Here is a 26,986-nt window from a genome sequence, read left to right on the forward strand (position 1 = left end):
TGTCTAACTTGCGAGCGGCACCATGCTTAAAGTCGATCACGCCAGCGTTTTCTTCTCCGCCCGCGACGGGCGGACCGTTCACGCGCTCGATCGCGTGTCCTTCGATATTCCCGAACGGGGTTTCGTCGTCGCGCTCGGAGCGTCGGGATGCGGCAAGTCAACCCTTCTCAATGCGATTGCCGGTTTCCTTCCGCTTTCGGAAGGCCGGATCACCCTCGACGGCCGCGCTGTCGAACGGCCGGGTGCCGATCGTGGCGTCGTCTTTCAGAAGGACTCGCTGTTGCCGTGGAAATCCGTGGCCGACAATGTCGGGCTCGGTTTGAAATTCGCCGGCGTCAAGCGCAAGGAGCGTGAAGCGCAGACCCTGGAACTGCTCCGGCTCGTCGGACTTGATGAATTCGCCGGTGCGTTTCCCTATGAACTGTCGGGCGGCATGCGGCAGCGTGTCGGCATCGCCCGGGCTCTGGCGACAAATCCCGACATCCTGCTGATGGATGAGCCATTCGGCGCGCTCGACAGCCTGACGCGCGAACAGATGCAGGAATTGCTGGTTTCCATCTGGGATAAAACGGCAAAGAAGGTTTTCTTCATCACCCACTCGATCGAAGAGGCTCTGTTCCTGGGTACGCAGGTCCTGGTCATGTCGCCGCGGCCGGGACGCGTCGTGGCGCGCTTCGATCTGGATTTCGTCCGCCGCTTCGCCGAAACCGGCGACGCCCGGTCGATCAAGGCGTCGCCGCAATTTGCCGAGCTGCGCGAGGAGATCCGCGCCATTCTGCACAGCACCGAAGATTTGAGGAGCGCCGCATGAGCGATATCGTCCAGGCCCCGCCGATTGCGGCCGGTAGAGAGGACCGCCAGGTCAAGCTGGTGAAAATGGCAAGCTTCGGAGCCGGCGAGAAATCGACGGTGGCCATCAGTATTGCCACGGCGCTTGCCATATTGCTGCTGTGGTGGGTCGTATCCGCGATTGGTGTCGTTCCACACCTCTTCCTGCCGCGCCCGGACGAGGTGCTGACACAGATCGGCGCCATCTATCGCGACGGTTACGCCGGCGCGTCGCTCTCCGAGCATGTTTTTGCGAGCCTGTTTCGCATCGTCGTCGCAGCCCTCATCGCCGTCTCCGCCGGCATTCCGCTCGGCTTGCTCATGGGTCTCAACCGCTGGGCGAAAGGCGTGCTCGACGCGCCGATCGAATTCTACTGGCCGCTTCCGCCGCTCTCCTACCTGCCGTTGATGATCATCTGGCTCGGCATCGGCGAAACGTCGAAGATTACACTGCTGGTGCTGGCGATGTTCGCGCCGATCTGCCTGTCGGCCCAGGCCGGCGTTCGTTCGCTGCCGATCGAGCGCGTCAATGCCGCCCGTTCGCTGGGCGCGAGCCGGCTGCAGCTCTTCCTGGACATCGTCCTGCCCTCCGCCCTGCCCGAGATCCTCACCGGCATCCGCATCGCGCTCGGCGTCGGCTGGGGCACGCTGGTCGCGGCCGAACTGATCGCCTCCACGCGCGGAATCGGTTTCATGATCATGTCTGCGTCGCAGTTCCTGGCGACCGACGTCGTCTTCGTCGGCATCGGCATCATCGCGATCTGCGCCTTCACCTTCTCAGCCGCTATTCGTTTCCTCGAGGCATTCCTCGTCCCCTGGAAAGGCAAGCTCTGACCGGACGGCGACAGGCAGCCCTGTTCAATGGTTGCCTGTCGCCCCGTTCAATCCATGTATGGCAACGAGTTCAGCTGCGACCAGCTGCTGAAGCCGCCATAAATTGCGGTCCCGAATGCCGCGCTCCTCCAGATGTTTCACGGTTAGATACAGATATTCGGCGCAGGAGCCCATGTGTCCGCAGGCGCGCGCAAGCACCCGCGCCACCGTCTCCAGCGGCAACTTGCGGGAAACACGCTCGCCTTTGGGGCCGGCCCAAAAGACCAGCGCGCGCACCAACCCATGCGCGGTCGCGACCGGGATCCAGCGAACCGTCGCGGCGTCGTCCATCGTGCCCACCTCACGGCGGATCAATCGCCGGAGCTGGCCAAGACGATCGTCGTCGGCGAGCTTGAAGACGATACCGTTGCAACGGCCACCCCGGTCAAGCGCCATCATCAGGCCCGGCTGAGCCCGCGTTCCCCGCCAGCGGGTCATCTCCAGGCAGAAGGAGCGGTGCCACCCTCGGGTCGCGCCATTCTGCGATTCGACGGCATCGAAGTCCGGCTTCCATATCAATGATCCGTAGGCGAAGACCCAAAGCGGCGCGCCCGCCGACTCGTGAAGCAGCCGCTCGGCAAGCATCTCCAACTCCACGTCGGTCAACGGCTTTCGGTGCGGCTCCGGACCGACATCGACCTCGGGGCGAAGGCTCAGCGATACAAGCTCGTCCGTCAGCGCCATTCCTGGTCCGGGCATCAAAATTGTGCTCCCCAGGTCCGTCATCCGTCAATGCACCGAATATGTGGCCGGCTCGGCCTGACGCAGCTGCAAGCTGCGCAGCAGCATCGCGGCTTCCCTGACGATTGCCGAGAATGTCGCATCATCGGCCTCTGCGATCCTTCCTGTCATGTCGCGGATGATCGTCGTGAGACGGACGATCGACGTGCGATGCTGCGCCTCTTCCGATCCCGTCTCGGCATCGGCCATGGCCAGCAGCGTCTGCACCAGCCGTTCCATCGTTTGCCGCCGCCTGGTCCTCGGATCGGTATTCGGATCTTCACTCAGGCGCAGGAGGTCGGCGACGATATCGGACATTGCGATTCCACTCACATCGCAAAAGCCGGCGGCATGGCAGCGATATGCCTCCGCCCCCGCGCCTGCGTCTTCAAAGCCTCCAGCAGCCGGTAGCCGCTGCGCCAGCGACCAAAGCCGCTGGCGACATTGATGTGGCCGGCAAGACCGATATTCCTGGTCTCAGCGTTCCACAGGCGGCCGAAAAGCGTCAGCCGGTCGACCGTCATGTAGGCATCGTTCATGCTGCCGACGACGATGCTGGGAAAAGGCAGAGGCGCGGTCGGCATGCCGCCGAACGTGATATGTCCCGGATGCAGCATTTCGGTGGCCTGCAGATCGCAGGGAGCGACGAGCAGCGCCCCTTTGACGCGGCGTGCCGCACTTCGCCCCGCCAGCCGGGCGGCAAGCAGGCATCCGAGACTATGGGCAACCAGATAAGCCTCGCCCGCCTCGTCAAGCGCGCCTTCCAGCCGCAGCAGCCAGGCGTCGAGGTTCGGACGATCCCAGTCATTTTGAGCGACGCAACGACTGCCCGGCTGATCCTCCAGCCAGTGCTGTTGCCAGTGCCCTTCTCCCGACCCGAAAAGGCCGGGAAGGATGAGGACTTCGCTCATCGAATCAGCCCGATCACCAGAGCGAACAGGAAGGTGAAGGAGCCGATGATCGTGCAGAGCCCGGCCGCATGCTGAAATTGCGACATGAGGCTTGCCGTTGCTCTTTTCCGACCGTCCCGATCAAGGTCATTCTCAAAGACAACTGCCATCACGCTACCTCCTCAATACCAAAGGCCGGGCACGGTGCCCCAATAGTGGAGTTCGTATTCGCGGGCGGATTGGTCCCGCTCGTCGTCCCGCCCGAGCAATGTGTCTGCAGGCCTCCGCGCAGCCGACATCTTCGGCATGACCAAACCGACCGCGAGTTTCAGCCACCAGTGGAAATCAAGCGTCATGCGAACCTCCTGTCAGGACCGATAATTCTTCGGCTGGAGCCGTGCTCTCACTCTTTGAATCGACGCGTCATCCTAGGAAATCAGTGAGTGTCGTCGCGCATTGGCAAGAAGATCGTGAAGCGACGCGGTCGGTCCATAGAGCATCAGCAGGCGGTTCTCCTCGCGTTTCGCCAAACGATAGCGTCGGGCGAATTCGAAGACGCTCCACAATTGCTCGCCGGCCGCCGGCCGTTCTGCATCAGAGATCGTTGCTTCCTGAGATCGAGCCATGGCGACGGTCCTTATTCCGCCGCCGCCAATGCCGGGTTTGCGCCCGGAAAGAAGGCTGCCAATTCGCCGACCACCTCGCTCACGCGGCTTAGAATTGGATCGGATGAGACCGCATAATCGGTGAAATCGCGATCGGACGCATAAACGGCCGTCGGCAGGGTGTGGGCCATGAAAAAGCCGAACAGCGGCCGAAGCTGATGCTCGACCATCAACGCATGCCGGTCGCCGCCGCCTGTTGCCGTAATGATGATCGGCTTGCCCCGAAGTTCGTGCGGATCGATCAAATCGATGAGGTGCTTGAAATGGCCCGGATAAGAACCCTTGTAGGTTGGCGAGCCGATGATCAGCGCGTCGGCCCGCACGATCTCGTCGACGACCTGTCTGGCCTGCTCGTCGAGATCCTTGCGCCACAAGGCGCTGCCCAGCGACGGACCGACATCATGGAGATCATAGGTCTTGCTCGTAAATCCATAGCGAATGCTCGCGCGTTCGGCGACGTGCCGCACGAGTGCCAGCGTCTTCGATGGACGGTTGAAGCTGCCGGCGATGCCGACGAGTTTGAAACCTGACATGGTTTTCCTCTCTTTGATTGCCTCAATATTGTCTACAAAATTGATAGATTAAAGGAACATGCGTCTCTCCTTGTTCGCCTGGTTGAAAAAAACGTTCGCGCAGACCCCGCACGCATAGGCTGCATGGTGATCGTCATGGATCTCGCAGCCGCAGCGGGATATCGGCTGCGAGATCGGCGCGTCTGGCATCTGGAAACCCGGAGGCGGCGGCTCGATGATGCCGCCGGCAAGACCGTTGCGGGCTGCCGCGATAAATCGCTTTGCCGCAAGGTCGAATATTATTGGTATAAGATTTCCGGTTCAGGCTAACGATTGGATGACACGCCCTGCCCTTTCTGCCGCGGAAAATATACAGTCCTTATAGATTTTAGCGGGAGTTTTTCATGCCATTGCAGACGGCTGATGTCATCGATTTCCAGGCTTACCGGCAATCGCGCAGCAAAGACGCGTCCGATGCGCTCAAGGCGGCGGCGCCGGTGTCCTTTGCAATGCAGCCCGTTCTGATGTGGGTGCCCTATTGGGGTTTTGTACCGGTCATGGCAATGGGCATTGCCGGATATGGCGTCTGATCAATCGCTTCTCTCCGACGGCGAAGCCATAGACGCCGCCGAGGAGATCACCGTTCAGACAGGACAGAATTTGCGGCGCATTCGCACCCGCCGCGGCTATTCCCTGGATAGGCTGGCAAAGATCGCCGGCGTCAGCCGTGCCATGCTCGGGCAAATCGAGACGGGCAAAAGCAGCCCGACGTTAAGCATTCTCTCGAAGATCGCACTTGCTCTCGGTATTCCCTGCGCCGCTCTGATCGCCGAACGCGGCGAAACCACGATCGTTGCCGTACCGCGGGCAAGATCGAAGATCCTCGCTTCTTCCGAAGGGCGCTTCCGCACACGGGCTCTTTTCCCCTTCGAAGGCGAAAGAAAGGTGGAATTCTACGAGCTCAGGATCGCTCCGCACCATACCGAAAGTGCCGATGCCCATCAGCATGGAACGGTCGAAAATCTGGTCGTTGCCCAAGGAACCGTCGAAATCATCGCCGGCAAGCAGGCGCCGCATATCCTGGGTGAAGGCGACGCCATCATCTTCGATGCCGACGTGCCCCATATCTATCGCAATATGACGGGAACGGAAGCGATCCTCTACCTGGTGACGACCTATCTCGAAGACGTTCGCGTCTAATGCAAAAGAGCCCCCGTCTCCGGAGGCTCCTGGTCATCATTTCCGTGAGAGGCGGATGGCTCAGGCGGCCATCGTGCAGCACATCATCATGCCGCCGCAGTTCATCATGACAGGCATGCCGCCCGACATCATCGACATCATGCGCTTGCAGCATTCCATGAACATGTCCTTGTCCATGCCTTCCATCGGCTTCATTTCGCAGACCATGCCTTCGGCAGTCATGGTGCACTTCATGGCGCCCATCATCATCATCATCGGCATGGAGGCCATCATCGGCATCATCCCACCGTTCATCATGGGCATGCCTGACATCATCGGCATCATTCCGCCCATCATCGGGTTCATCATGGCGGGCATCATGTTGTTCATCATCGGCATCATGTTCATGGCGGGGTTCATTGTCTCTCTCCGATCAATACAGCGGCGTTTCGCGTTTCAATGGAACGGGAGATAAAACGACCAATCGAAGCAAGCAATGTAAAAAAATCTTCCCATATCTTTTCCTCCAATAGAATGGAACGGTTTCGATGGGATTGCGCAAACTTACCAAGATAGCGGAATTTCATCCGCTATAGTCGCTCGGATAGAGCAACGCTCGCTTCGCCCCGGCGTGCCCCCTGCTTCGCATGAGGCTCAGGACGGGCAATAGACTCAGCTTCTGCAACGCCGCCACTCAAGTCACAGGCGCGGCGATAAGCGCCAGTCGCCTCAGCCGGTGACCTTCGCATGCGCAGGCGCAGTCTCTGTTATGAGTGATGAGGATGCGTCGGGTCGTCGTGCGGTTTCAGGAAAAACCGGCGCGCGATGTCCCAATAGCCGTCATAGACAAGCCCGCCATTCGAACGGACGAGCGTTTCGCGATTGTGGCGATAGACCGCCGGAAGGCGATACCAGGAGATGCCCGGCCGGCGATGATGGAGAACATGCAGATTATTGTAGAGGAACAGCAAGCCGAAGAGCTGGCTGTTTTCGACGATAGCGGTGCGCTCCTCATGGCTGTCGGCATATCTGTGCTCGGCATAGGATCTGAGCCGCGTCATAGCAGCGCCCGTATAGACGAAAGCGAGGTAACGCCACAGCGGCAGACCGCAGACGACCGTCGCCCAGAACAGAACAGCAGCGACGCCGATGCCGTGCACTGCCCATATCCGCCGCCGTCCCGGTTCGTTCGTCCCGATCAAGCGCCATTCCTGCCCAAGGAAACTCAAAATCATCACCGCCGGACCGATGGTCAGACGGCCGAACAGGGTGGTGTTCCACCGCGCCAGCAGCCTGCCGGCCGCGCCCAGCTGCTCCCAGGCAGCCCTCGTGAAATAGGAGGATTCGGGATCCTCGATCGGGTCGGTGAGATATTCGTCGCGATGATGCTCCAGATGGCTTTCCTTATAGATCGGATAGGGCAGCCACAACGACAGGGGTATCGATCCGATCGCGTCGTTGATCCGTCGGCTTCCTGTCGGATGGCCGTGAATGACCTCGTGCTGAAGCGATCCATGCCAGGCAATCAGCCAGCCTCCGGCGATGATGGCCACGATCGACGGCAATGATTGCCACCACCAGGTGAGCGCAAGAAATCCGCCATGGATGACGAGTGTGAGAACGACCGTCGGCCATTCCATTAAACGCGTGGGAACAATGGTTCCGGCGGCCTGCGAAGTCCTGTCGAGCATGCGTGTGATTTCCCCATCAACCACGCCAATTTATCGCAGGACATCGGCGACAGGGAATAACGTCTATCTATTTTGTAGACTTATCCGAAAAAATCTGTCTCAACTCGCCGGACTGGTCGATCCAAACCTAAGGCCTGTCACCGCGAAGATGACGCTCAAGGAAGGGCAAATTGTCCTGTCCCCAATAGATCTCGCCGTCATAGACATAGGTGGGAAAGCCGAAGACGCCGCTGTCGCGGGCATGCAGGCGGTCCGCCGACCATTTGTTCTGAACATCCTCGTCGGCTTGTCGCCTGCGAAGTGCTGCGCCATCGAAACCTGCCGAGGTCACGATCGCCTCGCGCACATCGGGCTTGCCGATATCCTTCGCCTCGCTCCAGAAGGCATGTTGCAGGGCGCGGGCAACGCCGATCCAATCCTGTCCGTCGAGGTAGGCGGCAATCACGAAGAGGGATGCCGGCGTCGGATCGCTCAAATCCGGGCGATGTTCGAGCCGCAGTTCCTTGCCGCGCACGCGCGCCCAGCGCTTGAGGTCCCGCGTCCAGTAAGCGCGCCGGATCTCCGGGCGATTGCGTGAGAAGATACCCCCATTTTCCTCGACCACCGTCGTCAGATAGGGGGTGATGCCGACGTCGTTCTTCGCCGCAAGTTCAGCAAAGGCGTCGAAGCCGATATAGGCCCATGGCGAGCCGATCGAAAAGAAATATTCTACCGATTTGGTCACTGAATGCATATTCCCTGCGAGGTGATTGGTCTGGCGTCGAATGGCGGGATCATCGGCTCGACGCCCTTCAGGAAGCGGCCCGGATGCCTGACCGCGCTTTCCATCCGAGCTCCGGTGCAATTGTCGTCACGAAGTCGTGGAAAATCTGGCGATATTCCTCGTGCTCGAACTCGTAAGGAAGTTCCAGCCTCAACTCCCCCACCTGGGGCAGGATCGGATCGGCAAAAAGCTTCTCCAATATTTCCTCCGACGTGCCGACGATATCAGGGGCGAAAAGCGTGCGCCGCTCGCCCTGCGGCGAAAGCGTCCGCTGATGGCGGCCATCGGCATAGTCTCGATACCGGCGCCGTGTTGCCGCATCGGCGCTGTCGAAAGGCACGATGACGCGGCCCAGCGCGACACGGCGTTGCGTGCCGGCGCCGCGAAAGGTTTCGATCAGTCGCGATTGGGCGGTGAAGAAATCATCCGTCCCCTCGCCTGTGATCACATTGCCGGTCAACAGGTTGAAGCCGTTGCGGCCGGCCCATTCGGCCGAGCGCTGCGATCCGCCGCCATACCAGATCCGGTCGATCAGCCCCCTGGCATAAGGCTGCAGACGCGGCCGCTGCGGGCCGAACGGCGTCTTGATCAAGGTCTCCTCGTCACCGAGATAGGTGCCGCGCAGATTGTCGGCAAAACGCAGCACGCGATCATGCGAGAAATCGTAACCCGTCCAATCGCCGTCGAAGACAAGCGGCGCGATCAGGTCTGCGTGCAATGGTCGTCCGGCGCTGACGCCGATATTCAGCCGCCCGCGCGCGAGAACGTCGACGGTGGCAAGGTCTTCGGCCAGCCGATAGGGGCTTTCATAGCCGATCGGAATGACCGCGGTTCCGAGCTCGATCCGGCTGGTGCGCTGAGTCGCCGCCGCCAGGAAGGCGCTCGCAGAAGAGATCCCGGGCTCCAGATGGCGCTGGCGGACCCAGGCGCTGTCGAAACCCAGATCCTCGCCATATTGCAGCTGCTGCAGCGTCTGCTCCAATCCCGACAGCGGATCGTCGTCGGGATAGTTGCCGGGGGTGAGGAAGCCGATATGGCTGATGGAGATGTTGCCCACGCGTGTCATCCGATAACTAGTATTTCGGCAGGCCGGGCGGGTTGGTCTCCGACGCCGGCAAGGCTTCTTCGGAAAGGTGCCAATGGTCGAGGATTTTTGCGTATGTGCCGTCCTTGATCAGGCCGTTGGTGGCGACGGTCAGCGCATCGGCCAGCCCGCTCCCCTTGCGGGTGGTGATCGCGACGTCAGAACGATCAGGCCAGCCGGCGCTCAGCGTGCCGGCACGCTTGATGTTCTTGTCGCGCGCGGCAATGAAGATGAGCTGCGCATGCGGCTGGACGATGACATCGGCCCGGCCGGACCTGAGCGCGAGAAGGCTTGCCGCCTCGTCGTCGTAATATTGCAGCTCGATCGGCTTCAGGCCGGCGGCGACATCTTCCTGGCTCCACTTCACCAGGATACGCTCCTGATTGGTGCCGGCGCCGACGATGATCCTGAGGCCGGCCGCATCCTTGGGCTCCTTGATCGAGGTGACGGGACTGTCGGATTTCACGAAGAAACCGTGCAGGCCCTGGCGGTAGGTGGAGAAATCGAATTTCTCCTTGCGCTGCTCGGTGACGCCGACATTGGAGATGACGGCGTCATATTTGCCTGAGGTGAGGCCGAGCGGCCAGTCGATCCAGGCGACCGGCACGATCTCCAGCGTCAGGCCGAGGCTGTCGGCAATGGCATAGGCATAATCGGGATCCGCCCCGACCACGGTCTTGGCGTCGGTGGCATAGGTCGCAAGCGGCGGGCCGCCGGGGCTGACGGCGATGGTGAACTTGCCCGGCGTGACGAACTTGAATTCCCTGGGGATCGCGGCGATGGCCGCATCGTTTCTGGTGGCATGAAGGCGACCCGGCTGTTCAGGACTCAGATCGAAATCCTCGGCCGCATGGGCGGCACCGAAACCAGTCAATGCCGACACCAGAGCTGCAAGGAGCAAGGTGCGAGATTTGGGATAGATCGTCACGTTCAATATATCTCCGTTTGCATCGGGAAGTGGGAACGGACCGGCGCGAACCCCCTGTAACGCCGGTCCGCCAGACCAACGTTACGAACCGCTCTTCGGCAAGCCGGGCGGGTTGGTCTGAGCCTTGTCGATTGCCTCAGGACCGAGATTCCATGTGTCGAGGATCTTCTTATAGGCACCGCTGGCGATCAGGTCGTTGACGACATCGGTCAAGGGTGCTGCCAAGCCGCTGCCCTTGCGTGTGGTGACGGCAATCTCGGCGGTGATCGGCCAGCCGCCGCTGACGGTGCCGACCAGTTTGGTCTTGCCGTTTATCCCCGCCGAATAGGCCTGCGTCGCGTTCACGCTGAAGACGGCGTCGGCTCTGCCGGACTGGACGGCGAGATCCTTGACCGCGTCGTCGTCGTAATATTGCACCTCGATCGGCTTCAGGCCGGCGGCGACGTTCTCCCGGTCCCATTCCAGCAGGATCTTCTCCTGGTTGGTGCCGGCATCGGTGATGACCTTCAGGCCGGCAATATCCTTCGGCTGCTTGAGCGCCGTGATCGGGCTATCCGCCTTGACGTAGAAGCCAAGCTCGTCCTTGCGGTAGGTGGAGAAGTCGAATTTCTCCTTGCGCTCCTCCGTGACCGTCACGTTGGAAATCACCGCGTCGAACTTGCCGGAGGTCAGCCCCAGCGGCCAATCGGCCCAGGCGACGGAAACGAGATTGAGCTTCAAGCCCAGGCTGTCGGCGATCGCCTGCGCCAGATCGACGTCGTAGCCGATCACGGTCTTGGAATCGGAAGCATAATCATGCAGCGGCAGGTTGCCGCTCGAGCTGATGCCGACGGTGAAGACGCCGTTTTCGACGAACTTGAAGTCCTTGACCTCGGCGATGCGCTTCTCGTTCTTTTCCACCCGCAGCCGGTTCGGCTGCTCGGGGCTGAGATCGAACTTCTGCTGTGCCTGAGCCGACCCAAAACCGAGTGCGGCAATGGTGACCGCTCCCGCTATGACTAGCTTTGTTCTATCTGCAAATGTCATGTCCCGTCTCCATTTCATCTTTAGGTTGTTGTTATTGTCAGTCGACCGGAGCAGCCCGTCGCGGCCCGGCATTTCGCCAGCGCTATCCGGCGCTAGAGAACCTTGGCGAGGAACTCCCGAGTGCGGGGATGTTCGGCTTGCGTGAAGATGCGGGCCGGCGGGCCGGCCTCAAGAATGCGGCCGCCATCCATGAAGACGACGGTGTCGGCGACTTCGCGGGCAAAACCGATTTCATGGGTGACGATGACGAGTGTCGTGCCGGTGCGGGCAAGCTCCTTGATGACGTCGAGCACCTCGCCGACGAGCTCCGGATCAAGCGCCGAGGTCGGCTCATCGAAAAGCAGCACCTTCGGGCGGAGCGCCAGAGCGCGGGCGATCGCCACGCGCTGCTGTTGGCCGCCGGAAAGCTGGCGCGGATAGGCGTTGATCTTGTCGCTGAGCCCGATGCGGGCCAGCAGCTCCTGCGCCAGTTGCACGGCCTCCTCGCGGCCGACGCCGCGCACCTGGATCGGTGCTTCGATGAGGTTTTCGAGCACGGTCAGATGCGGGAACAGATTGAAGCTCTGGAAGACCATGCCGATATCGGCGCGGCGGGTGAGGATATCCTTCTCCTTGAGCTCGTAGAGCGTATCGCCCTTCCTGCTGTAGCCGACGAAATCGCCGTCGACGGAGATGAAGCCTTCATCGACACGTTCCAGATGGTTGATGGCGCGCAGCAGCGTCGACTTGCCCGAACCGGAGGGGCCGAGGATGGCCGTCACACTGCCGGCGGGAAGGCTGAGCTCGACATTGTCGAGCACCTTCAGCGAGCCGAAGCTCTTCGAGATACCGTGGATGCGCACCGCGCCGCCCGCGGCACGTAGCGCCGCCGCATCCCGGAAGCCGATCTTGCGTGCGGTGTCGGTCGCCGTCGCAAAGACGGGCAGCGGACGACGGAAGCGTTCGAAGAATGCCTGGAAGGGCAGCGGCGTCGGATTGCGCACCGCGCCCTTGGAGAAGTAGCGCTCGATATAGTGCTGGGCGAGTGACAGCACCGTCATGATGATCAGATACCAAACGGTCGCGACCATCAGCAGCGGAATGACTTCGAGATTGCGGCGGTAGATCACCTGGACGGTATAAAAGAGCTCCGGCAGCGCCAGCACATAGACCATGGACGTGCTCTTCGCCAGGCCGATCAACTCGTTGAAGCCGGTCGGCAGGATCGAGCGCATGGCTTGCGGCAGCACGATGCGGAAGGCCTGGCGGCGGCGCGGCAGGCCGAGAGCGGCCGCCGCCTCCAGCTGTCCATGATCCACCGAAAGAATGCCGCCGCGCACGATTTCCGCGAAGAAAGCCGACTGGTTGAGCGTCAAGCCGAGGAAAGCGGCGGCAAAGGGCGTTAGCAGCTGCACGGTGGGATAGTCGACGAAGACCGTATCGGTGAAGGGGATGCCGATCTTGATCGTCTCATAGAGATAGCCGAGATTGTTCAGAATCAGCAGCAGCACGATGACCGGGATGGAGCGCAGCAGCCAGATATAGCCCCAGGAAAGGCCGGAGAGCAGCGGCGACTTGGAAACGCGGGCAAGCGCCAGGGCCGTTCCGAGAATGGAACCGGATATAGCGGCAAGCACGGTCAAGAGCAGCGTCCTGCCGAGGCCGACGAGCACCGGCTCGGCAAAGAACCATTCGGCAAAGACGCCCCAGCCCCAGCGCGGATTGGTGAAGGTGGAATAGAGCACGGCGATAATGACGAAGGCTGCGAAGATCGTGCCTGCCAGGCGGCCCGGATGGCGCGCCGGCACGATGCGGTAACGGGAATAGTCCCTCGATTCTGCCGTCCTGCTGCCGGGATCGATGCCGGCGAAATCCGTCGTCAGTGCCATTGTGCTTCCCTTTTATGATTGTCGGTCTTTGCCGTTTTCAGTGACATGCGCCGGCCACGCGCAGGCGCGGTTCCGCATCTTCGAGAGCAGGCTCGGCGAGATGGCTGATGTCCTTCTCGAAGGGCAGGCTCTTGTAGATTTCGGGATCGGCTGATGTGTCGAAGAGAGCGGTGTAGCCATAGTTCAAATAGAGGCCGACGGCCTCGGGCTGGCGAAAGCCGGTGGTGAGATAGATGCGGAGGTAGCCCTGGCGGGCGGCCTGTGCCTCCAACTCGACCAGCACCTTGCGGGCAAGACCCTGACGGCGCAGATCGGAACGCGTCCAAATGCGTTTGAACTCGGCCGTGCGTCCGTCATAATTCTTGAAGGCACCCCCGCCGATGGTTTCGCCATCGCGGATCAACAGGAGAAAATTGCCATCCGGCGGCGCAAAGGCTTCGGGGGGATAGCGGTTGAGCTCGGCGGCAGCCCCCTCGGCATTGAAATAGGTGCCGTAGCGGCTGTCATATTCGTAGATCAATTCATCGATCAGCGGCTTGGCGCGCGGGTCGAGAGGGCTGGTATAGAGAAACGTATCGCTCATATCGTTCATCACCCGTTATCATCAGTGAGGAAGGTTTCGGCGAGCCGCACCCAATAGCGGGCGGCGGGCGCGATGATCGCGTCGTTGAAATTGTAGTGAGCGCTGTGAAGAGGAGCGCTGTCGCCATTGCCGACGAAGAGATAGCTGCCGGGATTGGCCTGCAGCATGAAGGCGAAATCCTCGCTTGCGGTTCTCGGCCGGAAATCCTTCTCGATCGCCGCAAGGCCGAGTGCGTCATAGGCGACATCACGGGCAAATGCCGTCTCCTTGGCGTGATTGACCAACGCCGGAAAGCCGAGGCGATAATTCACATCCGCCTCGGCGCCGAAGCTTTCGGCCTGGGCGCGGGCCAGGGCGGGAATGCGCTCTTGCAGCAGCTGACGGACGGTCTCGCTGTAGGCCCGCATGGTCAGCTGCATCTCGACGCTTTCCGGGATGACGTTCGAGGCGGAGCCGGCATGGATCGAGCCGACGGTGACGACCGCCATTTCCTGCGGATCGACATTGCGCGAGACGACGCTCTGCAGCGCGGTGATGAAGGAGGCGGAAGCCAGCACCGGATCGACGGTCCGGTGCGGTTCGGCGCCATGGCCGCCCCTGCCGACGATCTTAATGATCGCCTTGTCGACCGAAGCCATGGCCGGGCCGGCGACGAAGCCGAATTGACCCGTCGGCACACCCGGCCAATTGTGCAGCCCGAACACCGCATCGACAGGAAAACGTTCGAACAGGCCTTCCGAGATCATCTTGCGGGCGCCAGCGCCGATCTCCTCGGCGGGCTGGAAGATCAGCCGCAGCGTGCCGCTGATATTGCCGCTCTCAGAGAGATACCGGGCGGCGGCCAAGAGGATCGAGGTATGTCCATCATGGCCGCAGGCATGCATGACGCCGGGATTGTTGCTGGCATAGGCAAGTCCGGTTGCCTCCTCGATCGGCAGCGCGTCCATGTCGGCGCGAATGCCGATCCGCCTTTTGCCGTCGCCGCGCCGGAGGGTGGCGACGACACCGGTGCCGGCAATGCCCGTCGCCACCTCGTAACCCCAGGCGGAAAGGCGGGATGCCACGAGCTTGCTGGTCCTCAACTCCTGGAACGCCAGCTCCGGATATTGATGCAGGTCGTGGCGAAGCGCGATGATCTCATCGAGATAAGAGGCGATGCCTCTCTCGACCGGATCGTTGCTGCGCGGGTTTTGAGCGATGATATCCATGGCGGTTCGCCGGCGCCTCAGGCGCCGACAGCCTTTCCGCGCTCGACCTGATCGGCGTCGGCCGCATAGCGGCTTTCGCGGAACGGCAGGCCGAGATGGTCGCGCAGCGTCTCGCCCTTCAGGACCGGATCGAAATAACCGCGTTCGGTGAGGAGCGGCAGAACATATCTGGCAAAATCGTCGAAACCCTCGGCAATGACGGGAAAGCCGAGAATGAAGCCATCGGCTGCACCCTGATCCACCCAGCGGATGATTTCGTCGGCGATATGCTCGGCAGTGCCGATGAAGGCGGTGCGCGGCGTTGCCGAATCGAGTGCGACCTGACGCAGCGTCAAACCTTTCTCCCGCGCTGTCCTTTTGATGCGGTCGGTGGTGGCGCGGAAATTGTTCCTGCCGATATCGCCGAGGTCGGGGAACGGCTCGTCCAGCGGATAGATGCTGAAATCATGATGATCGAAGAAGCGGCCGAGATAGAGCAGCGCCTCCTCTGTCGTGACGAGATTGCGGATCGCCTGGTACTTGGCTTCCGCCTCATCGGACGTCGCACCGACGATCGGCCCGATACCGGGATAGATACCGACTTCCGCCACCGGGCGCCCATGCGCGATGACGCTGTCCTTCAACTGGCGATAAAAGGCCTGCGCCTCTTCGAACGGCCCGCCATTGGTGAAGACCGCGTCGGCGTGCTTGCCGGCGAGCCGGATGCCGGAATCCGAGGCGCCCGCCTGGAACACGACCGGCTGGCCCTGCTTCGAACGGCCGATATTGAGCGGCCCCTCGACGCGGAAGAAGCGGCCCTTGTGGTTGAGGCGATGCATCTTGGTCTTGTCGACGAAGACGCCGGTCTCGCGGTTGCGGACGAAGGCGTCATCGTCCCAGGAATCCCACAGGCCCTTGATCGCATCGATATAGTCCTCGGCGATCTCGTAGCGCAGCTCGTGTTCGGGATGTTCGCGGCTGTAGTTGCGCCCCGAGCCCTCGAGTGGCGAGGTTACTGCGTTCCACCCTGCCCGGCCGCCGCTGATGAGATCGATCGAGGCGAACTGGCGGGCAATGGTGAAGGGATCGCTGTAGGAGGTCGAGACCGTGCCGACGAGGCCGATTTTCGAGGTCGAGGCGGCAAGCGCCGAGAGGATCGCGATCGGCTCGAACCGGTTGAGGAAATGCGGGATCGACTGCTCGTTGATATAGAGCCCGTCGGCGACGAAGGCGAAAGCGATGCCGGCCGCTTCCGCCTTGCGCGCCGTCTTGACGAAGAAGTCGAAATTGACGCTGGCATCCGCCGGTCCGCTCGGATGTTTCCAAGCATTCATGTGGCCGCCGGGACCCTGCAGCATGATGCCGAACGTGACGTGTTTCTGAGCCATGGAATCGATCTCCTTGAAAACGGTCAGGCAACGAGGGAAAGCCGCTCGGCGGCGAGCAGCTCGATGGAAGCCAGGCGCTCGGCGACCGAAAGCGCCGGCGTGTCGAGCACGAACTCCTTGACGCCGTAGCGGCGGTGAAGCTCATCCAATTCCTTGCGGATCTGCTTTGCCGTGCCGTGCAGGATGCTCGGCACCTTCTCCTCGATGCGGTAATCGGTGACGCCGGCCTGCCGGGCGAATTCGGCCGCCTGCTCCTCGCTGCCGACATTGACGGTCTGGCCGTTCGGCAGGAACACCTTGACGATGCGCAGCTTGCCGACGCGCTCGCGGGCATAGTCCTCGCTTTCGGCGGCGAAGGCTGCGAGAGCCAGAATCGGCCGCTTGCCGCCGGATGCCCGCTCATAGGCCTCGAAGGTCCTGCGCAGATTGTCCGGATCGCCGTTCAGGTGACCGGCAAAAACGAGCTCCCAGCCTTTCTCGGCGGCCAATTCGGCGCTTTCGACGCTCGCGCCGAGCAGGAAACGTTCGGGGGGAGTCGGCGGGAAAGGGGTCGCCTGCGCGCCGTCGTAGTTCGGGTCGGCGGCGAGATAGGTGTTGAGGTCGGAAAGCTGGCTGGCAAAATCCGGCTTCCTGGACGGATCGACGGCAAGCTGCAGCGCGCGCGTCGACAGCGGAAAGCCGCCCGGCGCCTTGCCGACACCGAGATCGACGCGGCCGGGCGCCAGCGATGCCAGAAGATTGAAGGTCTCGGCAACCTTATAGGCGCTGTAGTGCTGCAGCATGACGCCGCCGGAGCCGATGCGAATCCTCGAGGTCCTGGCGAGAAGATAGGCGATCAGCGCCTCCGGCGCGGAGCTCGCCAGATTGGACATGTTATGATGCTCGGCGACCCAGAAACGGTGATAACCGAGTTCCTCGGCCCGGGCGGCAATCTTGACCGTCGCCCGCAGTGCATCCGCGGCCGTCAGACCCTGTTCGATCGGGCTTTTGTCGAGAAGACTGAGGAGGTAGGTCATGGCACCACGATCCGATCCTTGGTTGCAAAGTTTAGTCTATAAAATCAGTAGACAAACCTCATTATAAGAAATGGCATTCTCTTTCGAACGCGTTGAGTGAAAAAAGCGGCCGCACCCAAGATGGAAAATCGGATACTGGGAATGTGTGCCGCCGGCATTGAAAGCTTCTTTCAATCGACCACTTTATGGTCTATATTCTGGTCGAAAGGGAGCAACCGCATGAAGCTGACAGAACAGGTCAAGCCGATCAGCTATCTCAAGGCGCATGCGCCGGAGATCATCCGGACACTGAAGGATAACCCGCAGCCGGTCGTCATTACGCTTCACGGAGAGGCGAAAGCCATCCTTCAGGATGTCGGCCAATATGAAGAAACACAGGAGACACTGGCGCTGCTGAAAGTGCTGGCGCTCACCAACCGGCAGGTTGAGGAGGGCAAACTGCACCCCGCTGCGGAATCCTTCGCGCGCATCCGCAAACGTCTGGCGGACAGCCCATCCTGATGCCATATCGTGTTCTTTTCGCTGAGGACGCGGAACGCGACATCGAGGATCTCTATCGCTTCATCGCTAGCCGCGACGGCGCCGAGACGGCAGAGCGCATCCTGACCGAAATCGAGAGCGCATGCGCCGAGCTTGAAGAGTTCCCTGCCCGCGGAAATATTCCGAAGGAGTTGGCGGGTATCGGAATTTCCGAATATCGGGAACTGCACCATAAGCCGTGGCGCATGATCTATCGGATCCTGGGCACCGATGTCGTCGTCTACTGCGTCGTAGACGGACGTCGCGACATGCAGAGTTTTCTGGAGCGAAGGCTTATCCGCGCATAGCCATACACTGCCCACACGGAGGCTGAACACTATCCAACTTTGCGCCCGGCCGGCGTATTTGCCCGCAGAAGCGCCATCAGCATCGGGCCGATCGCAAACTCTCCCTTTTCACTTCGCCGCGTCAGGCCACGAAGGTAGCCACCGGCCGAATTGATGTGGCCGCCGCGTTCCAGGATGCATGCCATCACAGTCGCAGCGTTTTCCGGACCCATCACATTGGCCGCTTCCTCATAGGCCGAGGGACTGACCCCCAGCATCGATCGAACGGTGACGGCCGCGGCCATCAGGTCGCGCCAGTTGCGGATCACGCCACCCGGCCCATAGGCAAGGATTTCCGGGCAAGCTTGCAGAACCAGGCCGAGCGGGAAAGATTTCAGTTCGCCACCATCATTGCGGCTGTCCGACCCTCGACTTTGCGCTTCCGCCTGCCGGTTCGAATGGGTCCCTCCCCTGCCCTGCTCTGGCGTCACATCCGCTGGACGGTTGTCTTGCCCAGGCATCGCGCCCTGCTTCGTTTCGAAGCTTGGTTCAAGTTCAGAATTGGATTCGGGTTTTGAATTCTGTATGTGACGCTCGATATAATAGGCATTGCCGCTTTGTTTTGCTGATTTAACGCGAATTTCCAGTCGGTTAAGGATGTCGGCGCGCAGGATCGTCAATTCATCCAGCAATTGTTCAAGCTGTGCCGTCGTCGGCGACCGCGGCAGGCCTTCGACCAGTTCCCGGAATTCCCCGTATAGGCTTTGCCAATCCCCAGGGATCGCCTCTTCGACGGCCGCTTCGATCAGCTTCGCGATGTCCCGGCGGCAAAGCGTGATGCGCTCGCGCAGCCGCTGGACATGCAGCCGCTCGGCCATCACCTCGGCCGCCAGCTGCTCGATCTCCTCGGCGCGGGCAAGCAGCGGTGCCAACGAGAAGCCGAAGGCTTCGTCAACCTCCCCTGCCCTGTCCCTGCGGACATAACGCTTGCCGTTGGGACTGTCTCTGCGCAGCAGAAGACCCGCCTCGACGAGTGCGGCGAGATGGCGCCGCACGGTCTGTTCGGCCATGCCATGCGTTCTGAGTGACAGCTGGATATTCGACGGGAAGACGATCAACCCGTTTTCCTGGGCCAACTCGTTCTTCGGATAAAAGCTTAAGAGCGCGTTGAGGACGGCAAGCGCCCGATCGCCGATGCCGAGCAGCGGCTTTGCTTCGCACAGCGCGCGAAACAATTTCCACTTGTCGACCGACTGATCCGGTTTGATCTCTCCCGCCATGACTTGGCTTGCAAGCATGCCAAGCGTCATCGACCGCCGCCCGAAGGGCGTCGTCACACTTCCGGTTTCCATATCTTCCACCTCAACGAGGCAAAAAAAATCCGCTCACCAAAACGGCGCCAAAAACTCTTGACAGCGATTCTCGGAAGTGCGATTCTCGGAGGTGTTCAAGACTACGAGGAAAGCTTCCGTGACGGTGACGTTCGGGGGCTTTTTTCTTTTGCGCGTTATCTCCTATCCGAATTGTCAGCTGACAACCGGTCTAACTGCCTCATTTTCCCTCATTTTCCTCTTCGAACTCGGCGGCGAGGCCTACCAACCGCTGAGCCAGGAATTCCGAAAACGCCGCCGATTTGACGGTGATGCGAAAGGTTTTGCCGGAGCGGGCCACCAAAGCAAGTGGAGCGCCGCCCTGGGTCCGGAGTGTCTGCTCGGCCCGCCGCGGTGCGCTCTTCTCCTCCACCGCCTTCCAGATGACATCGAAGCGGCTGTTGGTCTCCAACATCCCGAAACCAGCGGCACTGATTGCGGCCTGCGCCTTTTTCTGCCCGCCCGTCTCCCTGAACTTTTCGGCAAACGCCAACCAGCGCGGGCGTCCGACCTTGGGGGCCGGCCCGATGGCGAGAATGATCTCGGGATCGATCGTCTGAGCCACCTGCAGGAGCCTTGACGTTTCCGGCTTGTCGGTCGCCAGCGCCTTGGCAATCATGTCGCGACTAAAGCCATGCTCATCCATGCGGCGTGCAAACAGAGCCCGCTCGATAAAGCTCAAGTCGACGCGGGGGCCGTTCTCCTGCCCCTGTGCGAGGATCAGCTCTTCATCCGTGAGCTTCCGCACGACAGCCTTAACAGGAACCCCGATCTCTGCGGCCGCCCGCAGGCGCCTGTGGCCATAGGCGGCCTGGTAGTACCCGGCCCTTGCCGGGTCCGGCCGCACCAGGATCGGAACCTGCTGTCCGCTTTCCTGGATGGACTGCTTTAATCGCTCGAACTCGGCATCCTTGTCGACCGGGATACGGTCGCGGATGAAGGACATTTCGACGGCAGCCGGATCGATCTCCAGGACCTTGTCGCCGGAAGCCAGCGATTCGCGCAGCGCCTTGGCGGCGGCTGCTTCCTCTCCCAGCCGTCCAAGCGACAGGTTCATCGCCTTGACCGCTCCCGATGGCCGATGCGGCTGTTGCGCGCTCGGCGCCTCCGGCCGTGTCGGCTCGACGGCGCCGACCATGCTCTTCAGGATATCGCGTCCTTTTGGGCTCATGTCCTGCTCCATGCGCTGCGAATGAGTTGCTCGACTTCGGCATTGACGCTGTCGACGGATTCAACCCCGCGGTCATAGGTCTGGCGATGCATTGTCTCGCGTCCCGCCTCATAGATTGTCTGCTTCGACAGGCCCGCATCCGAGACCGCTGTCGACTTGACCATCATCGATGTCAGCACGCGCTCGCCGAACAGACTGCGCAGGAAGGCGACGATCTGCGCCTGCGGTCCATCATTGGCCTCATAGCGGGTGATCAGATAGCGCATCCAATCATAATCGAGGTTGCCGCCTGCCTGCTTGACCACGGCCAGAAGGTCGGAGGTCATCGTCAGGAACTGGTTCATCGACGCCACGTCGAGCATCTGCGGATGGACGGTGATCAAGACGGAGGTGGCGGCGCAAAGAGCCGACAGTGTCAGGAAGCCGAGGGTCGGCGGGCAATCGATGATGACGACATCATAGCTCTGCTCCAGCGAATGCAGCGCATTGCCGACCCGCATGAAGAACATGTCCTTGTCGTCGCGGTTGGTGTCGGCAAGCGCCTTTGGAGTATCGTGTTCGAACTCGTGCAGTTCGAGATTGCCGGGAATGAGATCGAGCCCGGGGAAATAGGTCTGGCGGACGATGTCGGCTACGTCGCGGCGCGTTTCGTCATATTTGATGGCACCGTAAAGCGTCTCGTTTTCGCCGACGTCGAATTCGGGCTGATATCCGAGCATCGCCGACATCGACGCCTGCGGATCGAGGTCGACCGCGAGCACACGGTAGCCGCGAAGCGCCAGGAACTGTGCCAGGTGAATTGACGTTGTCGTTTTGCCGGAGCCGCCCTTGAAATTGGTGACGGCGATGACCTGGAGATGATCGCCCGGCCGGCGCATCGGCAGATAGGAGGGTTTGGTGCGCCCCAGGTGCTGGCGCATCGCATGGATTTCTTCGAGCGAGAACACCCGGCGCCCGGACGCTGTCTTTTCGGGATTGATGCTTTCCACCTGGGCGGCGAGGTGGCGAACATAGCTGTCGGTGACGCCGAGCAGCTTGGCAGCCTCGGTACTGCTGAAGCGCCGCAGGGATTTGCGGGCATCGGGCGAAAACAACCGTTCGAACAGCACCTGCAATTGGCTGCTGAGCATCGTCGAGTCCTGAGCAATGGTCTCGTCGATCGAGACTTGGCTCGCTCTCTTGGCTTTCTCAACAATCGCGGCCTTGGTCGGCATTCACGCAAATCCTGATAAATCGGGTAATTTTGCGCAAATGATCGTGAGTCTGGCGATTCCGTCAAGCGATTTCTTGGTTAGCGAATATATAACAAACTGGATTCGGCGAAGAAATCATGTGGAATTCCGGAATCTTAGCTCAATTGTCAGCTGACAATGGCGGCCGCGCCGCATCCTGTCGACGACAGCCTGACGGATCGCCACACATTTTCGACCTGAACGCCATGGCCGACTCGTCGCCAAGCGACTTCCGTCGTTTGCGATGAGTCGGCCATGGCGTTTCTCATTTATAGGCAGACGACCGGTACAGGCTTTCGGCCTCCATCTCGCGGACGGACTCGTTGCCGGAAGACTTATCGCTTGCGTCCTGGGGTTCGGGATCCCGGCGTGACGGGGCAAGACCGAGCATTTGCTCGAGACGGCCGGCATTGAGCGGAGCGCTTATTCCCTTAAAGTTCATCTTCCATCTTTCGTCTGCACATCGGCTTGCGTGGAGCCATAGAGATTAAGCGCAATTTGACCCTGCCGAGAACCGCCCGCCGGCGTTATCACCATCTTTTCCGGTGCGAGCAGGTAAGGGGAGGGGAGGGCTTCCGTTGACCTGCCACGGAAGTTTCATCCGGCTGTGATTAGAGCCTCGGCGGCTTTGAATACGCCAACTGGCGCGGTAGGAGCAACCGGCGGAAACGCGAAGCTTTCATCTTGCGCAGCGTTGGAGCCGGTTGCGGCGATGCTCCCGGCGTAGCCTGCCGGGGTCTGGTATCCGAGCGACGAGTGTGGCCGGAAATGGTTATAGTCGTCAGCCCATTCAGCAATGGCGCTGCGGGCATGATCGAGGCCGAAGAAGAGGCTCTCGTTGAGCAACTCGTCGCGCATCCGACCGTTGAAACTCTCGACATAGCCGTTCTGCATCGGCTTCCCCGGCGCGATGTAGTGCCACTCCACCTTGTGATCCCTCGACCAGGCGAGAATGGCATTCGACGTTAGTTCGGTGCCGTTGTCGGAGACAATCATTCCGGGCTTGCCGCGTCGTTCGATCAGCGTCGTCAGTTCTCGAGCAACACGTCGACCAGAGATAGACGTGTCCGGGATCGCTGCCAGGCATTCGCGCGTCACGTCATCAACGACATTCAAGACCCGGAATCGTCTGCCGCAGGCAAACTGGTCGTGGACGAAATCCAGCGACCAGCGGGCATTGGCTTTCGCCTCGACCAGGATCGGTGCACGCGTGCCGACAGCACGCCGCCGGGCCTTTCGCTTGCGAACGGAAAGCCCTTCCTCGCGATAAAGACGGTATATGCGATTGACGCCGGACGGCTCTCCATCTCGCCGAAGCAGGATGAACAGCTGACGGTAGCCAAAACGCCGCCGCTCGTTGGCGAGGTCGCGCAGCTTCACTCGCAGATCGACCTCCGGCGGTCGACTTGACCGATAACGGATCGTCTTGCGGTCGGCAGATATGATCTGGCAGGCCCGACGCTCCGAAAGACCCATGACGGCCTTCAGATGCGTGACGGCTTCACGCTTGGCGGCAGGCCCTACCATTTTTTTGCAAGAAGCTCGCGGAGTGCGGCTGCATCCAGCATCTGCTCGGCCAGCAACTTCTTTAGCCTGGCATTCTCGTCCTCGAGCGCCTTCAGACGCTTCGCCTCGGAGACGTCCATGCCGCCAAATTTGGCTTTCCAGTTATAAAACGTCGCTTCTGAAATCCCGTGCTTGCGGCAGAGGTCGGCTGCCTTCGCGCCAGCCTCCTGCTCCTTCAGCACCGCAATAATCTGCTCTTCCGTAAATCGCTGCTTCTTCATTCGTCCGTCCTTTAACAGGCCGGACTCTAATCCATTCTGGAGGAAATTCTCAGTGGCAGGTCACCGTCGTTCAAACACCGCCCCGAATACGGAGTCCGACAGCGACGCTGGACGTCTCGGATCGCTTCTGCGTGCCGAGATCGAAGACGGCCTCGCAGGCGCGACCCGACGCGACGCAGCCACGCAGATGTGGAAGGAAATCGCATGCCCGCAGGCAGCGTAAGCGAAAGCGTCAGGCAAGACTTTTGACCCGAGGTCCTTCAACTTTACGATGCCCCCGCGAGAGATAGGAACAAAAAGCGTCGAATATAGCCATTTGACGCAAGCATCTGCATCACTCTTGGACGAATTTAAAGTTTCTTAATCGCGCTCTCTCCAGATGCTCAAGAAGTATCAATTTTTTGATGCAAGTTCCCAACACCGGGAGTCGACGGACGGTTCGAACCCGCAAAATACGGAGATCATCCACTATGAAACCCATCGCTGCCTTTATTCTCGTTGCAGTTTCGATGGCCACGCCCGCCCTCGCCGATGATATGGCGGACGCGACTAAGGACCATGCCGTCAAAGCCGCTGCCTATTTCGCGAGTGCAGATCTGGAGACCGCGAAGAAGGCATTCGCCGACAAGTCAAACACTGAGTGGGTTCGGCCCGAATATAATCTTCACGTGACAGGAATTGGCTCCGATGGCGTTATCTGGGCAGACGGAGCTTTTCCAGAGCTAATTGGCGCGGATCTCGCGACGCTAACTGATCTTGACGGGACCTCGTTTGGCAAAGAAATGCTGGAAAAGAGCAAGGAGATGACCGAAGGCCATCTAATGACACTGCGCTTCATCAACCCGAAAACTCAACAGGCCGCAAAATCCTACGGCTACTGCTTACGTCCAAAGGGTGAAGACGTCGTCTGTGCGTGGTCTGAAGCAGATTAAATCTCCATTCAAGTACGAATTTAGCCCGTAGGTGTTTGCAATGTATGGTCATTCGATCAGGACTAAAGTCCTTTCTATCCCTGTAGTCGTGGGCATCATGATAAGCGTGGCACTCATTGTTGCCGCCTTCGGGCTATATGATGCTAAAAATGCACTGATCCGCATCCATGATGTTGAACAGGCCAATCTTCAATCAGCAAATGAATTAAATACACTGCTGCTTTCAGTCCAGTCCGACCTCTATCACATGACTGTGCTAAAGATGCTTGGTGATGGCAGCGGAACGGACAGTCTTACCGATCACATGACGGCCTCTTTGGCGCGACTTCAGGAGTTGAATAAGCACACATCCCTAGATCATGTTGTATTTGAGGATTATAACAAGCAATTCATGTCGACCATGGATCTGATGAAACGTAACCCTCGTCTTGCATTCATGGGAATCACGGCACTCTCGAAAAAGTACGACGACTTGCACGCGATCATTGGTCATGATCTTGAAGATCGTCGGAAAGCAGCGGCTGAGGCTCATTACCACGAGCTTATCGCTATCAACCGCGTTCTGAAAGTAATGGCCATCCTCGGCGTGGGCATTGTTGTGATCCTCGTCGCTCTCAGTTGGATGGTTGTTGCTTCAACGGTGAGACCTCTTTCGGCTCTTACCCTATCAATTCGATTGATTGCGGCAGGTTCGCTCGAAGAACTTGTTCCAGCCGTTGAGCGTCAAGACGAAATCGGTTCGATGGCGCGTGCGGTGGAAGTGTTCAAGCAAAACGGTATTAAGGTGCGGGAAATGAATGCGCAGGAAGCAGCGCAACAGGCGAAAAGCACAGACCTGCAGTCGAACATAGCCCAGATCGTCTCGGCGGCAGTCGCAGGCGATTTCACCAAACGCATCACCAAGGACTATGAAAGTGCTGATTTCAACCACTTCGCTGCTCAGGTCAACAAGCTGGTAACGTCAGTCGATCTCGGAATCGCCGAAACTAGACGGGTCGTTTCAGCTTTGGCCGAGGGGGATCTGACCGAGACGATGCGTGGCGATTTCCAGGGTGCCTTCGGGGAGCTAAGGGACAGTGTTAACGCAACGATGGCCAACCTTCGTTCGGTTGTGGGTGAGGTGCGCTCAGCGATCGATACCATCAATAGCGGCGCCGGCGAGATGCTTACCGCCTCGAGCGACCTGTCGAGCCGCACGGAACAGCAAGCGGCCTCGCTTGAAGAGACGTCTTCGGCTCTCGAGGAAATCACCGCAGCAGTGAAGAACTCGACCGAGCGGGCGATGGAAGCCAGCCATATGGTTGATGAAGCGCGCCGCAGCACGGAACAGTCGAGCACGGTCGTCAAGAATGCAGTCTCCGCCATGGGCCGCATCGAACAGGCCTCCGGTGAAATCAGCCAGATCATCAATGTCATCGATGAGATCGCCTTCCAGACCAATCTTCTGGCCCTCAATGCCGGTGTGGAAGCAGCCCGTGCCGGTGAGGCAGGCAAGGGCTTTGCTGTCGTCGCCCAGGAGGTCCGCGAGCTTGCTCAACGCTCGGCGACCGCCGCCAAGGACATCAAGGGGCTAATTTCCCGTTCCGGTGAAGAAGTGCACTCCGGCGTCAAACTCGTGACGGCAACGGGGGAAGCGCTGGGCTTGATCAATGGCCACGTTGTTAAGATCAACGAGCATGTACATTCGATCGCGAGGGCGGCGAAGGAACAGTCGACCGGCCTCCACGAGGTTAGCACCGCCGTCAACCAGATGGACCAAGTGACGCAGCAGAATGCGGCGATGGTGGAAGAATCAACTGCGGCCACCAACCGGCTGGCTGACGAAGCCGCGAACCTTGCGCGGCTGATCGCTCGCTTCAAACTCGATGACAGTGTCTCGACGCCCCGCGCAGCCAATCACGACAGCAAGCCCGTTGCCTCTCCGGCACGAGCCCTTGGTCGCAAGCTTGCCGGTGCTTTCGGCGGACGCGCCGCGACCGCTGCTGCGACATCTTCCTGGGAGGAGTTCTGATGAACGATCTGAACTTGAGCGCAACCACGATGCTGGAGATCATCGCCTTTCATCTCGGCGACCAGCAATTCTGCATCAGGACGACATCGATCCGGGAGATCAGAGGATGGGCAGCGGCAACACCGCTGCCCCATGCGCCGCCTTATGTGCTCGGCGTAATGAACCTACGCGGCTCGGTTATTCCAGTGATCGATCTTGCGGCCAAACTCGGTGTGCTGGGCGCCGTCAGCACGGAACGGAGCGCGATCGTCGTCGCCGAGATCGGCAATAGCATCATTGGCCTCGTCGTTGACCGCGTCTCTGACATCCTCTCGATCAGCAGCGACCGCGTCCAACCCGTGCCACATCTGGGTACGTCCTTTGATCCCGCCTTCTCCTACGGGATTATCCCACTCGAACAGGGCATGGTCTGCTTCCTCAATCTCGACCATATGTTCGGCACTCTCGAACAGGTACAGAGCGCCGCCTAGCGACCA

At 60.3% G+C, this 26,986-nt stretch carries 32 protein-coding genes; 11 read left to right on the forward strand and 21 right to left on the reverse strand.

Annotation, left to right across the window (positions count from 1 at the left end; all coding sequences use genetic code 11):
- Positions 1-22: 22 nt before the first annotated feature.
- A complete protein-coding gene (locus tag QMO82_RS00135; RefSeq protein WP_183610545.1) occupies positions 23-811 on the forward strand; it encodes a taurine ABC transporter ATP-binding protein in 789 nt (262 codons plus the stop codon).
- On the forward strand, positions 808-1,662 hold the full coding sequence (locus QMO82_RS00140; RefSeq protein WP_183610546.1) for an ABC transporter permease subunit: 855 nt from the start codon (positions 808-810) through the stop codon (positions 1,660-1,662). Before QMO82_RS00135 ends, QMO82_RS00140 begins: the two co-directional genes overlap by 4 nt.
- A gap of 24 nt (positions 1,663-1,686) precedes the next feature.
- Here QMO82_RS00140 and QMO82_RS00145 read toward each other — a convergent pair whose 3' ends face one another.
- The 7 genes from QMO82_RS00145 to msuE form a co-directional block, all read right to left on the reverse strand.
- The gene (locus tag QMO82_RS00145) at positions 1,687-2,385 is read right to left on the reverse strand and encodes a gamma-glutamylcyclotransferase (protein WP_246718425.1); all 699 of its coding nucleotides are present in this window, start codon (positions 2,383-2,385) and stop codon (positions 1,687-1,689) included.
- 45 nt (positions 2,386-2,430) lie between these two features.
- Positions 2,431-2,739 (reverse strand): hypothetical protein, encoded by a 309-nt coding sequence (locus QMO82_RS00150; protein ID WP_183610548.1) that lies wholly within the window; start codon positions 2,737-2,739, stop codon positions 2,431-2,433.
- Between the two features lie 11 nt (positions 2,740-2,750).
- The gene (locus QMO82_RS00155) at positions 2,751-3,332 is read right to left on the reverse strand and encodes an alpha/beta hydrolase (protein ID WP_183610549.1); all 582 of its coding nucleotides are present in this window, start codon (positions 3,330-3,332) and stop codon (positions 2,751-2,753) included.
- The gene (locus QMO82_RS00160; RefSeq protein WP_183610550.1) at positions 3,329-3,481 is read right to left on the reverse strand and encodes a hypothetical protein; all 153 of its coding nucleotides are present in this window, start codon (positions 3,479-3,481) and stop codon (positions 3,329-3,331) included. The genes QMO82_RS00155 and QMO82_RS00160 overlap by 4 nt, the downstream gene beginning before the upstream one ends.
- Positions 3,482-3,493: 12 nt before the next feature.
- Positions 3,494-3,667, reverse strand: coding sequence for a hypothetical protein (locus tag QMO82_RS00165; protein ID WP_183610552.1), 174 nt, complete (start codon positions 3,665-3,667; stop codon positions 3,494-3,496).
- A 72-nt stretch (positions 3,668-3,739) separates the two neighbouring features.
- Positions 3,740-3,937, reverse strand: a complete 198-nt coding sequence (locus tag QMO82_RS00170; RefSeq protein ID WP_183610553.1) for a hypothetical protein — start codon at positions 3,935-3,937, stop codon at positions 3,740-3,742.
- A gap of 11 nt (positions 3,938-3,948) precedes the next feature.
- Entirely contained in the window at positions 3,949-4,509 is a 561-nt protein-coding gene (gene msuE, locus QMO82_RS00175; protein ID WP_183610554.1) for an FMN reductase, read from the reverse strand.
- A 135-nt stretch (positions 4,510-4,644) separates the two neighbouring features.
- On the opposite strand from msuE, the gene QMO82_RS00180 reads away from it, so the two are divergent.
- The 4 genes from QMO82_RS00180 to QMO82_RS00195 all read left to right on the forward strand — a co-directional run bounded on the left by QMO82_RS00180 (position 4,645) and on the right by QMO82_RS00195 (position 6,142).
- Positions 4,645-4,818, forward strand: a complete 174-nt coding sequence (locus tag QMO82_RS00180; RefSeq protein ID WP_183610966.1) for a hypothetical protein — start codon at positions 4,645-4,647, stop codon at positions 4,816-4,818.
- Between the two features lie 74 nt (positions 4,819-4,892).
- Positions 4,893-5,078: a hypothetical protein gene (locus QMO82_RS00185; protein ID WP_183610555.1), complete on the forward strand. Its 186-nt coding sequence runs from the start codon at positions 4,893-4,895 to the stop codon at positions 5,076-5,078.
- Complete coding sequence (locus QMO82_RS00190; protein WP_183610556.1) at positions 5,068-5,688, forward strand: helix-turn-helix domain-containing protein; 621 nt, start codon at positions 5,068-5,070, stop codon at positions 5,686-5,688. Before QMO82_RS00185 ends, QMO82_RS00190 begins: the two co-directional genes overlap by 11 nt.
- A gap of 55 nt (positions 5,689-5,743) precedes the next feature.
- Entirely contained in the window at positions 5,744-6,142 is a 399-nt protein-coding gene (locus QMO82_RS00195) for a hypothetical protein (protein ID WP_183610557.1), read from the forward strand.
- 292 nt (positions 6,143-6,434) lie between these two features.
- Here the strand turns inward: QMO82_RS00195 and QMO82_RS00200 are convergent, their stop codons facing one another.
- The 10 genes from QMO82_RS00200 to QMO82_RS00245 form a co-directional block, all read right to left on the reverse strand.
- Positions 6,435-7,358 (reverse strand): fatty acid desaturase, encoded by a 924-nt coding sequence (locus QMO82_RS00200; RefSeq protein ID WP_183610558.1) that lies wholly within the window; start codon positions 7,356-7,358, stop codon positions 6,435-6,437.
- 127 nt (positions 7,359-7,485) lie between these two features.
- Positions 7,486-8,082 (reverse strand): 2-hydroxychromene-2-carboxylate isomerase, encoded by a 597-nt coding sequence (locus QMO82_RS00205; protein ID WP_183610559.1) that lies wholly within the window; start codon positions 8,080-8,082, stop codon positions 7,486-7,488.
- A gap of 67 nt (positions 8,083-8,149) precedes the next feature.
- A complete protein-coding gene (locus tag QMO82_RS00210) occupies positions 8,150-9,187 on the reverse strand; it encodes an LLM class flavin-dependent oxidoreductase (protein WP_183610560.1) in 1,038 nt (345 codons plus the stop codon).
- Positions 9,188-9,194: 7 nt separating this feature from the next.
- Positions 9,195-10,133 (reverse strand): ABC transporter substrate-binding protein, encoded by a 939-nt coding sequence (locus tag QMO82_RS00215; RefSeq protein WP_183610561.1) that lies wholly within the window; start codon positions 10,131-10,133, stop codon positions 9,195-9,197.
- An 81-nt stretch (positions 10,134-10,214) separates the two neighbouring features.
- Positions 10,215-11,159 carry an ABC transporter substrate-binding protein gene (locus QMO82_RS00220; protein ID WP_183610562.1) on the reverse strand — a complete coding sequence of 315 codons (945 nt, stop codon included), beginning with the start codon at positions 11,157-11,159 and terminating at the stop codon, positions 10,215-10,217.
- A gap of 92 nt (positions 11,160-11,251) precedes the next feature.
- Entirely contained in the window at positions 11,252-13,027 is a 1,776-nt protein-coding gene (locus tag QMO82_RS00225; protein WP_183610563.1) for an amino acid ABC transporter permease/ATP-binding protein, read from the reverse strand.
- Positions 13,028-13,064: 37 nt separating this feature from the next.
- A complete protein-coding gene (locus QMO82_RS00230) occupies positions 13,065-13,622 on the reverse strand; it encodes a GNAT family N-acetyltransferase (protein WP_183610564.1) in 558 nt (185 codons plus the stop codon).
- On the reverse strand, positions 13,619-14,818 hold the full coding sequence (locus QMO82_RS00235; RefSeq protein ID WP_183610565.1) for a M20 aminoacylase family protein: 1,200 nt from the start codon (positions 14,816-14,818) through the stop codon (positions 13,619-13,621). Before QMO82_RS00235 ends, QMO82_RS00230 begins: the two co-directional genes overlap by 4 nt.
- 17 nt (positions 14,819-14,835) lie before the next feature.
- Positions 14,836-16,185 (reverse strand): LLM class flavin-dependent oxidoreductase, encoded by a 1,350-nt coding sequence (locus QMO82_RS00240; protein WP_183610566.1) that lies wholly within the window; start codon positions 16,183-16,185, stop codon positions 14,836-14,838.
- A gap of 23 nt (positions 16,186-16,208) precedes the next feature.
- Positions 16,209-17,201, reverse strand: a complete 993-nt coding sequence (locus QMO82_RS00245) for an LLM class flavin-dependent oxidoreductase (RefSeq protein ID WP_183610567.1) — start codon at positions 17,199-17,201, stop codon at positions 16,209-16,211.
- Positions 17,202-17,420: 219 nt separating this feature from the next.
- On the opposite strand from QMO82_RS00245, the gene QMO82_RS00250 reads away from it, so the two are divergent.
- On the forward strand, positions 17,421-17,702 hold the full coding sequence (locus QMO82_RS00250; protein WP_183610568.1) for a type II toxin-antitoxin system Phd/YefM family antitoxin: 282 nt from the start codon (positions 17,421-17,423) through the stop codon (positions 17,700-17,702).
- On the forward strand, positions 17,702-18,028 hold the full coding sequence (locus tag QMO82_RS00255; protein WP_027682968.1) for a type II toxin-antitoxin system RelE/ParE family toxin: 327 nt from the start codon (positions 17,702-17,704) through the stop codon (positions 18,026-18,028). The genes QMO82_RS00250 and QMO82_RS00255 overlap by 1 nt, the downstream gene beginning before the upstream one ends.
- A 29-nt stretch (positions 18,029-18,057) precedes the next feature.
- Here the strand turns inward: QMO82_RS00255 and repC are convergent, their stop codons facing one another.
- The 4 genes from repC to QMO82_RS00275 all read right to left on the reverse strand — a co-directional run bounded on the left by repC (position 18,058) and on the right by QMO82_RS00275 (position 23,567).
- Entirely contained in the window at positions 18,058-19,359 is a 1,302-nt protein-coding gene (repC, locus tag QMO82_RS00260) for a plasmid replication protein RepC (protein ID WP_183610569.1), read from the reverse strand.
- Between the two features lie 199 nt (positions 19,360-19,558).
- Entirely contained in the window at positions 19,559-20,548 is a 990-nt protein-coding gene (gene repB / locus QMO82_RS00265; RefSeq protein WP_183610570.1) for a plasmid partitioning protein RepB, read from the reverse strand.
- A complete protein-coding gene (gene repA, locus QMO82_RS00270) occupies positions 20,545-21,762 on the reverse strand; it encodes a plasmid partitioning protein RepA (RefSeq protein WP_183610571.1) in 1,218 nt (405 codons plus the stop codon). Before repA ends, repB begins: the two co-directional genes overlap by 4 nt.
- A 615-nt stretch (positions 21,763-22,377) precedes the next feature.
- Positions 22,378-23,567, reverse strand: a protein-coding gene (locus QMO82_RS00275) for an IS3 family transposase (RefSeq protein WP_283196497.1) whose coding sequence is annotated in 2 segments (ribosomal slippage) — positions 22,378-23,315 and positions 23,315-23,567 — 1,191 coding nt in all. Because the reading frame shifts where the segments join, the coding sequence is not laid out codon by codon here.
- A 470-nt stretch (positions 23,568-24,037) separates the two neighbouring features.
- Between QMO82_RS00275 and QMO82_RS00280 the strand changes: the two genes are divergently transcribed.
- Genes QMO82_RS00280 through QMO82_RS00290 form a run of 3 tightly spaced genes read left to right on the forward strand, consistent with a single transcriptional unit; the run spans position 24,038 to position 26,980 of the window.
- Positions 24,038-24,499 carry a hypothetical protein gene (locus QMO82_RS00280; protein ID WP_183610249.1) on the forward strand — a complete coding sequence of 154 codons (462 nt, stop codon included), beginning with the start codon at positions 24,038-24,040 and terminating at the stop codon, positions 24,497-24,499.
- A gap of 40 nt (positions 24,500-24,539) precedes the next feature.
- Complete coding sequence (locus tag QMO82_RS00285) at positions 24,540-26,510, forward strand: methyl-accepting chemotaxis protein (protein WP_246718409.1); 1,971 nt, start codon at positions 24,540-24,542, stop codon at positions 26,508-26,510.
- Complete coding sequence (locus QMO82_RS00290) at positions 26,510-26,980, forward strand: chemotaxis protein CheW (RefSeq protein ID WP_183610250.1); 471 nt, start codon at positions 26,510-26,512, stop codon at positions 26,978-26,980. The genes QMO82_RS00285 and QMO82_RS00290 overlap by 1 nt, the downstream gene beginning before the upstream one ends.
- Positions 26,981-26,986 lie beyond the last annotated feature (6 nt).

Source organism: Rhizobium sp. BT04, from assembly GCF_030053135.1.
Taxonomy (GTDB): Bacteria; Pseudomonadota; Alphaproteobacteria; order Rhizobiales; family Rhizobiaceae; genus Rhizobium; species Rhizobium binxianense.

Bases quoted from the DNA above. Each gene is read 5' to 3' on its own strand.
- QMO82_RS00280 (WP_183610249.1), top strand. From the start codon at position 24,038: ATGAAACCCATCGCTGCCTTTATTCTCGTTGCAGTTTCGATGGCCACG.
- QMO82_RS00195 (WP_183610557.1), top strand. From the start codon at position 5,744: ATGGCTCAGGCGGCCATCGTGCAGCACATCATCATGCCGCCGCAGTTC.
- QMO82_RS00235 (WP_183610565.1), bottom strand. From the start codon at position 14,818: ATGGATATCATCGCTCAAAACCCGCGCAGCAACGATCCGGTCGAGAGA.
- QMO82_RS00140 (WP_183610546.1), top strand. From the start codon at position 808: ATGAGCGATATCGTCCAGGCCCCGCCGATTGCGGCCGGTAGAGAGGAC.
- QMO82_RS00180 (WP_183610966.1), top strand. From the start codon at position 4,645: ATGGATCTCGCAGCCGCAGCGGGATATCGGCTGCGAGATCGGCGCGTC.
- QMO82_RS00170 (WP_183610553.1), bottom strand. From the start codon at position 3,937: ATGGCTCGATCTCAGGAAGCAACGATCTCTGATGCAGAACGGCCGGCG.
- QMO82_RS00155 (WP_183610549.1), bottom strand. From the start codon at position 3,332: ATGAGCGAAGTCCTCATCCTTCCCGGCCTTTTCGGGTCGGGAGAAGGG.
- QMO82_RS00290 (WP_183610250.1), top strand. From the start codon at position 26,510: ATGAACGATCTGAACTTGAGCGCAACCACGATGCTGGAGATCATCGCC.
- msuE (WP_183610554.1), bottom strand. From the start codon at position 4,509: ATGTCAGGTTTCAAACTCGTCGGCATCGCCGGCAGCTTCAACCGTCCA.
- QMO82_RS00250 (WP_183610568.1), top strand. From the start codon at position 17,421: ATGAAGCTGACAGAACAGGTCAAGCCGATCAGCTATCTCAAGGCGCAT.
- QMO82_RS00185 (WP_183610555.1), top strand. From the start codon at position 4,893: ATGCCATTGCAGACGGCTGATGTCATCGATTTCCAGGCTTACCGGCAA.
- QMO82_RS00165 (WP_183610552.1), bottom strand. From the start codon at position 3,667: ATGACGCTTGATTTCCACTGGTGGCTGAAACTCGCGGTCGGTTTGGTC.
- QMO82_RS00285 (WP_246718409.1), top strand. From the start codon at position 24,540: ATGTATGGTCATTCGATCAGGACTAAAGTCCTTTCTATCCCTGTAGTC.
- QMO82_RS00210 (WP_183610560.1), bottom strand. From the start codon at position 9,187: ATGACACGCGTGGGCAACATCTCCATCAGCCATATCGGCTTCCTCACC.
- QMO82_RS00190 (WP_183610556.1), top strand. From the start codon at position 5,068: ATGGCGTCTGATCAATCGCTTCTCTCCGACGGCGAAGCCATAGACGCC.
- QMO82_RS00150 (WP_183610548.1), bottom strand. From the start codon at position 2,739: ATGTCCGATATCGTCGCCGACCTCCTGCGCCTGAGTGAAGATCCGAAT.
- QMO82_RS00240 (WP_183610566.1), bottom strand. From the start codon at position 16,185: ATGGCTCAGAAACACGTCACGTTCGGCATCATGCTGCAGGGTCCCGGC.
- QMO82_RS00145 (WP_246718425.1), bottom strand. From the start codon at position 2,385: ATGGCGCTGACGGACGAGCTTGTATCGCTGAGCCTTCGCCCCGAGGTC.
- repA (WP_183610571.1), bottom strand. From the start codon at position 21,762: ATGCCGACCAAGGCCGCGATTGTTGAGAAAGCCAAGAGAGCGAGCCAA.
- QMO82_RS00160 (WP_183610550.1), bottom strand. From the start codon at position 3,481: ATGGCAGTTGTCTTTGAGAATGACCTTGATCGGGACGGTCGGAAAAGA.
- QMO82_RS00225 (WP_183610563.1), bottom strand. From the start codon at position 13,027: ATGGCACTGACGACGGATTTCGCCGGCATCGATCCCGGCAGCAGGACG.
- repC (WP_183610569.1), bottom strand. From the start codon at position 19,359: ATGGAAACCGGAAGTGTGACGACGCCCTTCGGGCGGCGGTCGATGACG.
- repB (WP_183610570.1), bottom strand. From the start codon at position 20,548: ATGAGCCCAAAAGGACGCGATATCCTGAAGAGCATGGTCGGCGCCGTC.
- QMO82_RS00135 (WP_183610545.1), top strand. From the start codon at position 23: ATGCTTAAAGTCGATCACGCCAGCGTTTTCTTCTCCGCCCGCGACGGG.
- QMO82_RS00200 (WP_183610558.1), bottom strand. From the start codon at position 7,358: ATGCTCGACAGGACTTCGCAGGCCGCCGGAACCATTGTTCCCACGCGT.
- QMO82_RS00245 (WP_183610567.1), bottom strand. From the start codon at position 17,201: ATGACCTACCTCCTCAGTCTTCTCGACAAAAGCCCGATCGAACAGGGT.
- QMO82_RS00255 (WP_027682968.1), top strand. From the start codon at position 17,702: ATGCCATATCGTGTTCTTTTCGCTGAGGACGCGGAACGCGACATCGAG.
- QMO82_RS00220 (WP_183610562.1), bottom strand. From the start codon at position 11,159: ATGACATTTGCAGATAGAACAAAGCTAGTCATAGCGGGAGCGGTCACC.